Below are 7,393 nucleotides of genomic sequence, written 5' to 3'. Positions count from 1 at the left end.
GAGAAGTTGATGCCCAGGACATTTCCCTTCTTCGCGAAATGCGTGGCGGTCAGACCCATCAGCAGCGAGGTGGTGTGCGTGCCGCTGGCGATCATTCCACCGAAGCGCGTGCCTTTTGCGAACGCCGCATCGTGGTGCAGCGGGTTCTCGTCTCCCGCGGCCAGGGCAAATGCCCTGACCTGCTCTTCGTCGAAAGTGTGGGTTCGCGAGAAGCGGTAGCCGGGCTCGACAGGTGCACCGGCAGCGGGTTCGAACTCAACCATGGCGCGCGAGGCCGGTGATGGCCTCCCGGCTTCCGGCCTGCTCGCGCAGGCGGAACTTCTGGATCTTTCCCGTGGCGGTCTTCGGCAAGGGGGTGAAGATCACCCGGCGCGGACACTTGAAATGGGCCAGCCGCTCGCGGCAGAACGAAATGATCTCCTGTTCGGAAGGCGCCGCAACGCCTGCCCTGAGCTCGATGAACACGCACGGCACCTCGCCCCATCTCTCGTCGGGCTGGGCGACCGCGGCCGCATGCAGGACGGCCGGATGCCCATGAACGACATCCTCGACCTCGACCGAAGAGATGTTCTCGCCGCCCGAAATGATCACGTCCTTCGAGCGGTCGGTGATCTGCGCATAGCCATTGCCATGCAGGACCGCCACGTCGCCGGTGCGGAACCAGCCATTCGCGAGCGCCTTGCGCGTGGCCGCCTCGTTCTTGAAGTAGCCCATCATCACGGTGTTGCCGCGCAGCATGAGCTCCCCCGCGGTCTTGCCGTCGCGGGGAACCGGTGCCAGCGTGTCCGCATCGCCGACCATGAGGCCTTCGAACATGGCGGCCCGCACGCCCTGGCGCACCCGCAGCTTGCCTTGCTCGGCGGGCGCAAGATCGTCCCAGCCGTCTTGCCACGCGCAACTCACTGGCGTACCGCAAACCTCGGTGATGCCGAACACATGCTCCACGTCGAAGCCCATCGCGAGCACGGCGTTCAGCACGGCCAGCGGCGGCGGGGATCCCGCGGTCAGTACCCGCACGCTGCGCGGCAGCCTGATGTTCTGCGCTGAATCCGAGAGCATGGCCATCACGACCGGTGCCGCGCAGAGATGATCGACCTGGTGCGTGTCGATCGCCTCCAGCACCGCTTCGGCGGAAACCCGGCGCAGGCAGACGTGGGTCCCGGCAGCCGCCGTCACGGCCCAGGTGAAGCACCATCCGTTCGCGTGGAACATGGGCAAGGTCCACAGGTACTTCGGCGCCCGCGGCATCGCCCAGTTCGTGATCTGCAGCAGGCTCATCAGGTAGGTGCCACGGTGGCTGGCGACCACGCCCTTCGGGTCTCCCGTCGTACCCGAGGTGTAGTTCAGTGCAATGGGCTGCCACTCATCGCTCGGCCAGCGGCCGGGGAACTCCGGATCGCCGCTTGCCAGCAGCGATTCATAGTCGGTCTCGCCGATGCGTTCGCCGGGCGGTGCGAGGTGGTCTTCGATGTCGATGACCGCGGGAGGGCTGGCGAGAAGCTTCAGGGCGGCGGCCACCGTCGCGGCGAACTCCCGGTCGACCATCAGCAATTTGCACTCGCCGTGGCGCAGGATGAACGCGATGCCTTCAGGGTCCAGCCGGTGATTGATCGCGTTGAGCACGGCACCTGCCAGCGGCACGCCGAAGTGCGACTCCAGCATGGCCGGCGTGTTGGGCGCCAGCACCGACACGGTGTCGCCCGGCTGGACGCCCCTGGCGACCAGCGCCGACGCCAGGCGATGGCAGCGCTCGCGCGTCTGCGCCCAGGTTCGCGTCAAGTCGCCGTGCACCACCGCCACGCGGTTCGGATGCGCCAGCGCGGCGCGCTCGAGAAAGCCGAGCGGTGTCAGCGGCACATGGTTGGCCTCGCAGCGGTCGAGGCCCTTTGCATAGGATTGCGCGCTCATGTCCTTGTCTCCTTCATGCTGTCGTGGAACGCCGTGAATGCGGAAACCGGCTCCCGTTCGGTGACCAGCGAGTTCTCGATGGAGGACTCGTCGGCATAGCCCAGGCTCATGCCGCAGACGAGCATCTGGCCCGCGGGGATGTCCAGGAACTCGGCGATCTGACGATGGAACTTCAGGAACGCGGCCTGCGGACAGGTGTGAAGGCCGCGGCCGCGTGCGGCGATCATCACGCTCTGCAGGAACATGCCGCAGTCCAGCAGGCTTCCTTCCTGCAGCGCGCGGTCGATCGTGAAGAACAAGCCCACGGGCGCATCGAAGAAGCGGTAGTTGCGCCCATGCTGCAGGTGCATGCGCTGCTTGTCACCCTTGGCAATGCCGAGCAGCCCATACAGGTCCCAGCCCACCTTGCGGCGCCGCTCCAGGTAGGGGGAGAGCCATTCGCGCGGGTAGTAGTCGTAGGGCTCGAGCAGTTCCCCCGATCTGGCGGGATCGTCGTCGAGCGCCGCGATCGCAGCGGACAGGCCGGCCTTCGCGGGCCCGGTCAGCACATGCACATGCCAGGGCTGCATGTTCATGCCGGAAGCGCTGTAGCGCGCGGTCGAGAGAATCGCTTCGATCTCTTGCTGCGGCACCGGCCTGGGCAAGTAGGCCCTGATGCTGCGCCGCGTGGCAATCGCCCAGTCGACGGCGCCTTGCAGCGCCTGCGCGTCCAGCGGCGGCGCCATCGTTCGGTTCATTGCGGGTTTCCTCGTTGCAGGATTGCCGAGGAGCTTAGTTCCGCAAGCATTCGATGCCCATGCCCGCAGGCCTCGATCTGGCCGGGGCTTTCGGGCATGCGGATGCCGCTTTGGCGGGCGCCGGGCGCCCCGGGCTCATTCCCGCGCGTGCGCGGAGGAGCGGTAGCTTCCGGGGCTCACGCCCGTCCATTTCTTGAAGGCGCGATGAAAGGCGCTGGGCTCCTGGAAGCCGGTGCGGGCCGCGACCTCGGCCACCGTCAGCGAGGCGCTCGACAGCAGGTCGATCGCAATGTCCCGCCGCAGGTCGTCCTTCACGCGCTGGTAGCTCAGCCCTTCCTGCTGCAATCGGCGCTGGAGCGTGGTGCCGGAGACGCAGAGCTCCTGCGCGAGCTTCTCCAGTTCGGGCCACGCATCGGGCATCTGGCTGCGCAACCGATGCCGCACCTGTGCGCTGGTGCTCGCGTCATTGCGGTACTTGACCAGCAGGTTGGCGGGCGCGGCCCGCAGGAAGGTGTCGACGGTCTGCGGAGATTCCGCGATCTTCAGATCGAGCAGCTCGCTTGCAAAAGTGATGTGCGTGGTCTGTGCGTTGAACTTCACGTCCTCGCAGAAGCGCGTGCGGTAGTGGCTGTCATCGGCGGGAGGCGGGCAGCGGAACCGCATCTCGCGCAGGGGAATCCGCCGGTGCATGAGCCAGCATGCCAGCCCATGGACGAGGATGAACCAGGTGCCGTAGCCGAACAGCCGGCGCAGCACGCCACCGTCATGCAGGATCACGCGCGCCTCGTCGGCCGACCGGACCAGCTCCCCGCGAAAGTCGTCCAGGGTGGYGTGAAGAAAGCGGAGGATCCGGCGCAGCGCGTGCTCCAGGTTCTCCGAGTTGACCGCCGCGCGCGTCATGAGCGCATAGCTTCCGCGGCGCAGCCCGTGGCTGTCCAGCCCGAAGAACTCGTCATCCATCAGGTCGGCCAGGGCCACCCACATGCGCGAATACGCAGCCGCCGAAATGCGCGCGCGCGGCGCGTTCAGCAGATCGCGGTCCAGCCTGGCGATCTCGAGCACGCCGCTGATGTCCATGTTCCTGAGCGCGGCGGCGCGAAGCGCCTCGTGCACGAGTTCAATGGAAACGGTGCCTTTCAGCCCTGCTGATTTCATGCGAACTCTCAAACAACGAGATGAAACACTAGCGGCGGAGCTTCCAGTTCGAAACGGCCTGAAGGAAGGCACGCGTTTCCGCGCATCGGCTCGGTGCGGCCCGGTGGCATGTAGCTGAGCTTCACGACCACCGTGCGAGTGGCCGGGTCGACGTACGTGAACTGACCCGGCAGACCCAGGGCATGGTACGCGCCGGTTTGCGGAAATGTCCACCATTGATAGCCATAGCCGCCGTTCGGCGAGTTGCTGCCGAGGCCGAGGTGAACGGAGTTTGCACGGTCATACGGGTGGAAGCCGGGGAGCTTTCAGGCGTTCGTTCGAAAAAGTGTACCGGCAGGCCGGTTCAGGCCACTGGCGAGTGGACCGCCTCGGCGAAAGCGCGGTGGTCGACCTTCTGTCCTGACGGCAACCCAGAGCGGGTTGCGCCGCGGGCTGCGAAGCTTTGTGTTTCTCTACTGGCTCAGCATCGAAGTACTGTTTGTCGAAGCCGACGACCTTCGAGTGGCAGGCGCCTGCTTCAAGCGGCTCGCGACCGCCTGATCTCAGCCAGGACCAGAAGCGCCGCGCCTGCAGTGATGGCGCAATCGGCCACGTTGAAGATGGCGAAGTCGTAGACCTCGCGCCAATGAAGATGGATGAAGTCGACCACATGCCCCTGCCACGAGCGGTCAATCGCATTTCCCAGCGCGCCGCCGAGCACAAGTGCCAAGGCCGCCCTGAACAGCGGCGTCCCGCCGGGCTGCACCAGCAGTTTGAAGATGAACGCCGCCGCCGCGATGGCAAGTGCCGTAAACAGCCATCGCTGCCAGCCCGAGGCGTCAGCCAAGAAGGAGAAGGCAACGCCCCGGTTGTGCGCCAAGACGAGATCGGCAAAGGGCGTGATGGGAAGGATTTCGCCTCCGCGCAGGAATCGCGTGGCGAGCGACTTCGACACTTGGTCAAGCAGAACAACCGCGAAGGCAATGCCCAGATAGGGCGCCAGCCGGGCCGCCACGGCAGATATACCGTCGCGGTGCCTGTCAGCAGACACGATGATCGTCATGGGGGTTCCCGTTGATGTTGTGGGGCCGGGGCCCCTTGAGGTGCAAACACTCGTGCCGCCCCGACAGTCGATCGCCACCGGCGCGGTTCCAGGCGGTATTTTCCCGTATGAGCGCGAGCCGACGAGCGAGTTCCTCCAGTTATCAGATGCCAAGGAGGCACCTCGCGACAGATCTCGACCTGGTCCGTTTAACGATCCGACCGCTCGACGACGACCTCGCTTAACTGGACCACCGGCACGATGTCGGTGTAGTTGGCGATGTCGCCCCTGATCTCGGCGCCGTGCTCCTGGCTGGCGGCAAGGTAGCTTTCGGCCGAATCGCAGATGAACGCGCACATCGCCACGAAGGCGGGCGGTGAACCGGGTGCTCGGCCGGCCAGGCCTTTTTCGACGGTGTAGTAGGCGCAGGCACTGCCCAGCCTGGCCTTCACCATCGGCATGTGCCGGTCGCGGTAGTAAGCGTGATCGAAGCGGGCGCCCTCGGTGTACGGGTACATCACTGTGACTTTGATCATTCGGTTCTCCTTGTCATCAGACATCCCACCGGTTTCAAGCGAGGGGACGATCGAAGGGGCTTAGCTGCGGTAAGACGAGGGAAAGGTTGCCGAGCCTGGCTCGGCAGGCAAGCGCAGAGCGTTTGTCAGATAGCTGACGGTGCGATAGAAGCCCGCCAGCATGAGCAGCTCGAGAATGCCCTCGTCGCTGAACGCCGTCTTAAGCGACTGCCATAGGGCGTCGTCGACAGTGCAGTTGGAATGAAGCATGTCGCTAAGCTCTAGCAGCAGCCTGTCCTCATCTTGCCAGCAGGTATCTCGCGGTTGTCCGGAGGCGAGCGAAAGGACCTGGGCTTCATCAAATCCGGCGTGCGATGCGAACAGTGCGATGTGGACGCCCCATTCGTACTCCGATTTACACAGCGCCGTGGTGCGCGCGATGACGAGTTCGCGCTGTCGCAAGGTTAGGTTTCCACGGTCAAGCAGCCCGCCCGCGAAAAACTTCTGGAAAAGGCGAGGGTCCCTCGCGAGCGTGGTAAACAGCACCAGAGGCGGTTTTCCACGCATGAGGCCTTCAAGCGAAGATTGGATGCCGGCGGGGAAAGGTGGCTCCGCAGGAGCGATACGAACAGTCATGGGTTGACCTCGAGCATCTGCTACATTTTCTAAAGCATTGCACTTTATCCACGTTGCTTTGAAAAGTAAAGCATGGCTGTTCTAAAGGTTGGCGCCCCTGTGCGCGGTTCAAGGACCGGCCGCCCCATCATGGTGGCTCTGGACCTACTGGGTCGAAGGTCCACGCTTCGGATTCTTTGGGAGCTCCGCGCGGAGCAGCTGACGTTTCGCGCTCTTCAGGAGGCCTGCGAGACAAACTCCAGCCTGTTGAACACGAGGCTCGCAGAGCTACGAGCGCTTGGTTTGGTTACGCACGACGAGGGAGGCTACGGACTCACCGATGAGGGGCGAAAGTTGAATGCAGCGCTGACGCCTTTGAGCGACTGGGCGCGTCAGTGGAAGCCCCCGGCGCGCTGAGTCGCGCGCCTTCAATGCGTGGGGTCTCGGGCGAAGCTAGAGGCGGGGTGTCGAGACCGGATGCATCGTCTTCGCGATTCGCGGGATTCGCATCACCCGCTTGAGGTTGTACGTAGCTCAAAAGTGGCGCAGGGTCGAAGCTGAAGTCTGGACTTATGCATGGGCCGGCAGTCGCATATTGTTCCGAGGTCAGCTCACTTGAAAACCACGGCGAGTGCATCTTCGAAGGCCGGAAGATCGACGGCCACATGGGAGGTCGAATAGGTTTTCTCCACGATCTGGAAAGCGGAGTAACCGCGTTGCAAGAGCTTTTGATAGACCGCATCGACCGGCTGATAGTTGCACTGGGTGGTATCGCCGCAGCGTGCAAGGATCAATGTTGCGGGAAGTGCCTTGTCTTTCCGCACCTCGTACATCTTCTGCTCATACGTATCAGTCTCCGCTTGCTGATATCCGTACGAACCGTCGAAGGAGAGGAAATGCGAAAAAGTAAGGGTGGTGCCCGCGCCTTCCAGAAAGAGGGCGTAGCCAGTCATGCTTCCGCTGAGTGAATGTCCTGTCAGGATTCGCTTCGTACTGTCCGCCCGATACTTCGATTCGATGAATGGAACGAGTTCCTTCGTCAGAAAGTCGTGGTACGGCACGGCGCCCGGAAAAGTGTAGTCCGTGCTTCGGCGCGATGTGCCCCCGATGCCGACCAGAACCGCATCGATGCCTTTGCGTTCAAGGATGCCCCTCAAGTTTTCGAATCGCCCGCTGGGCGCATTGACGGCGTCTCCGTCCAGGGCATAGATGACGGGATAGGCCTTGGTGCTCCCGCTATAGGACGCGGGGAAATAGATGGTTAGCTGGTAAGTCGCACCAGTCTCAGCCGATTTGATCGAGTCGGAGATCGGGCGACCGGCCGCTGACGGCACTGCAGCGGGTTGCGTGGCCGATGGAAGCAGCGGAGCAACCGCACCACTGCCGCCTCCGCCCCCGCCTCCACCGCAAGCCGTCAGTCCAAGGACAAGCATCCATCCCAC

The 7,393-nt window shown here is 63.9% G+C and carries 9 protein-coding genes; 1 reads left to right on the top strand and 8 read right to left on the bottom strand.

From position 1 onward, the window contains the following. The 7 genes from AC1DOC_RS11955 to AC1DOC_RS11925 form a co-directional block, all read right to left on the bottom strand. On the bottom strand, positions 1-263 hold a 263-nt coding region (locus AC1DOC_RS11955; protein WP_478129849.1), incomplete at its 3' end, for a MaoC family dehydratase. Then, entirely contained in the window at positions 256-1,908 is a 1,653-nt protein-coding gene (locus AC1DOC_RS11950) for an AMP-binding protein (RefSeq protein ID WP_478080967.1), read from the bottom strand. The genes AC1DOC_RS11955 and AC1DOC_RS11950, both read right to left, overlap by 8 nt. Further along, entirely contained in the window at positions 1,905-2,645 is a 741-nt protein-coding gene (locus tag AC1DOC_RS11945; RefSeq protein WP_018907371.1) for a nitroreductase, read from the bottom strand. The genes AC1DOC_RS11950 and AC1DOC_RS11945 overlap by 4 nt, the downstream gene beginning before the upstream one ends. A 135-nt stretch (positions 2,646-2,780) precedes the next feature. Further along, a complete protein-coding gene (locus AC1DOC_RS11940; RefSeq protein WP_478129848.1) occupies positions 2,781-3,800 on the bottom strand; it encodes an AraC family transcriptional regulator in 1,020 nt (339 codons plus the stop codon). 517 nt (positions 3,801-4,317) lie between these two features. Further along, positions 4,318-4,842, bottom strand: a complete 525-nt coding sequence (lspA, locus tag AC1DOC_RS11935) for a signal peptidase II (RefSeq protein ID WP_015866247.1) — start codon at positions 4,840-4,842, stop codon at positions 4,318-4,320. Between the two features lie 188 nt (positions 4,843-5,030). Further along, complete coding sequence (locus tag AC1DOC_RS11930) at positions 5,031-5,357, bottom strand: EthD family reductase (RefSeq protein WP_015866248.1); 327 nt, start codon at positions 5,355-5,357, stop codon at positions 5,031-5,033. A 60-nt stretch (positions 5,358-5,417) separates the two neighbouring features. After that, positions 5,418-5,972, bottom strand: coding sequence for a carboxymuconolactone decarboxylase family protein (locus tag AC1DOC_RS11925; protein ID WP_278877917.1), 555 nt, complete (start codon positions 5,970-5,972; stop codon positions 5,418-5,420). A gap of 72 nt (positions 5,973-6,044) precedes the next feature. On the opposite strand from AC1DOC_RS11925, the gene AC1DOC_RS11920 reads away from it, so the two are divergent. Next, positions 6,045-6,368, top strand: coding sequence for a winged helix-turn-helix transcriptional regulator (locus tag AC1DOC_RS11920; RefSeq protein WP_015866250.1), 324 nt, complete (start codon positions 6,045-6,047; stop codon positions 6,366-6,368). A gap of 194 nt (positions 6,369-6,562) precedes the next feature. On the opposite strand, the gene AC1DOC_RS11915 is transcribed toward AC1DOC_RS11920, so the two are convergent. Then, positions 6,563-7,393: alpha/beta hydrolase (locus tag AC1DOC_RS11915; RefSeq protein WP_478129847.1), on the bottom strand; the 831-nt coding region annotated here is incomplete at its 5' end.

The sequence above is a fragment of the Variovorax sp. 01T439_2 genome, assembly GCF_056398445.1.
Note: the sequence above shows the minus strand (reverse complement) of the source record. Positions and strands in the feature narration are given on the sequence as shown.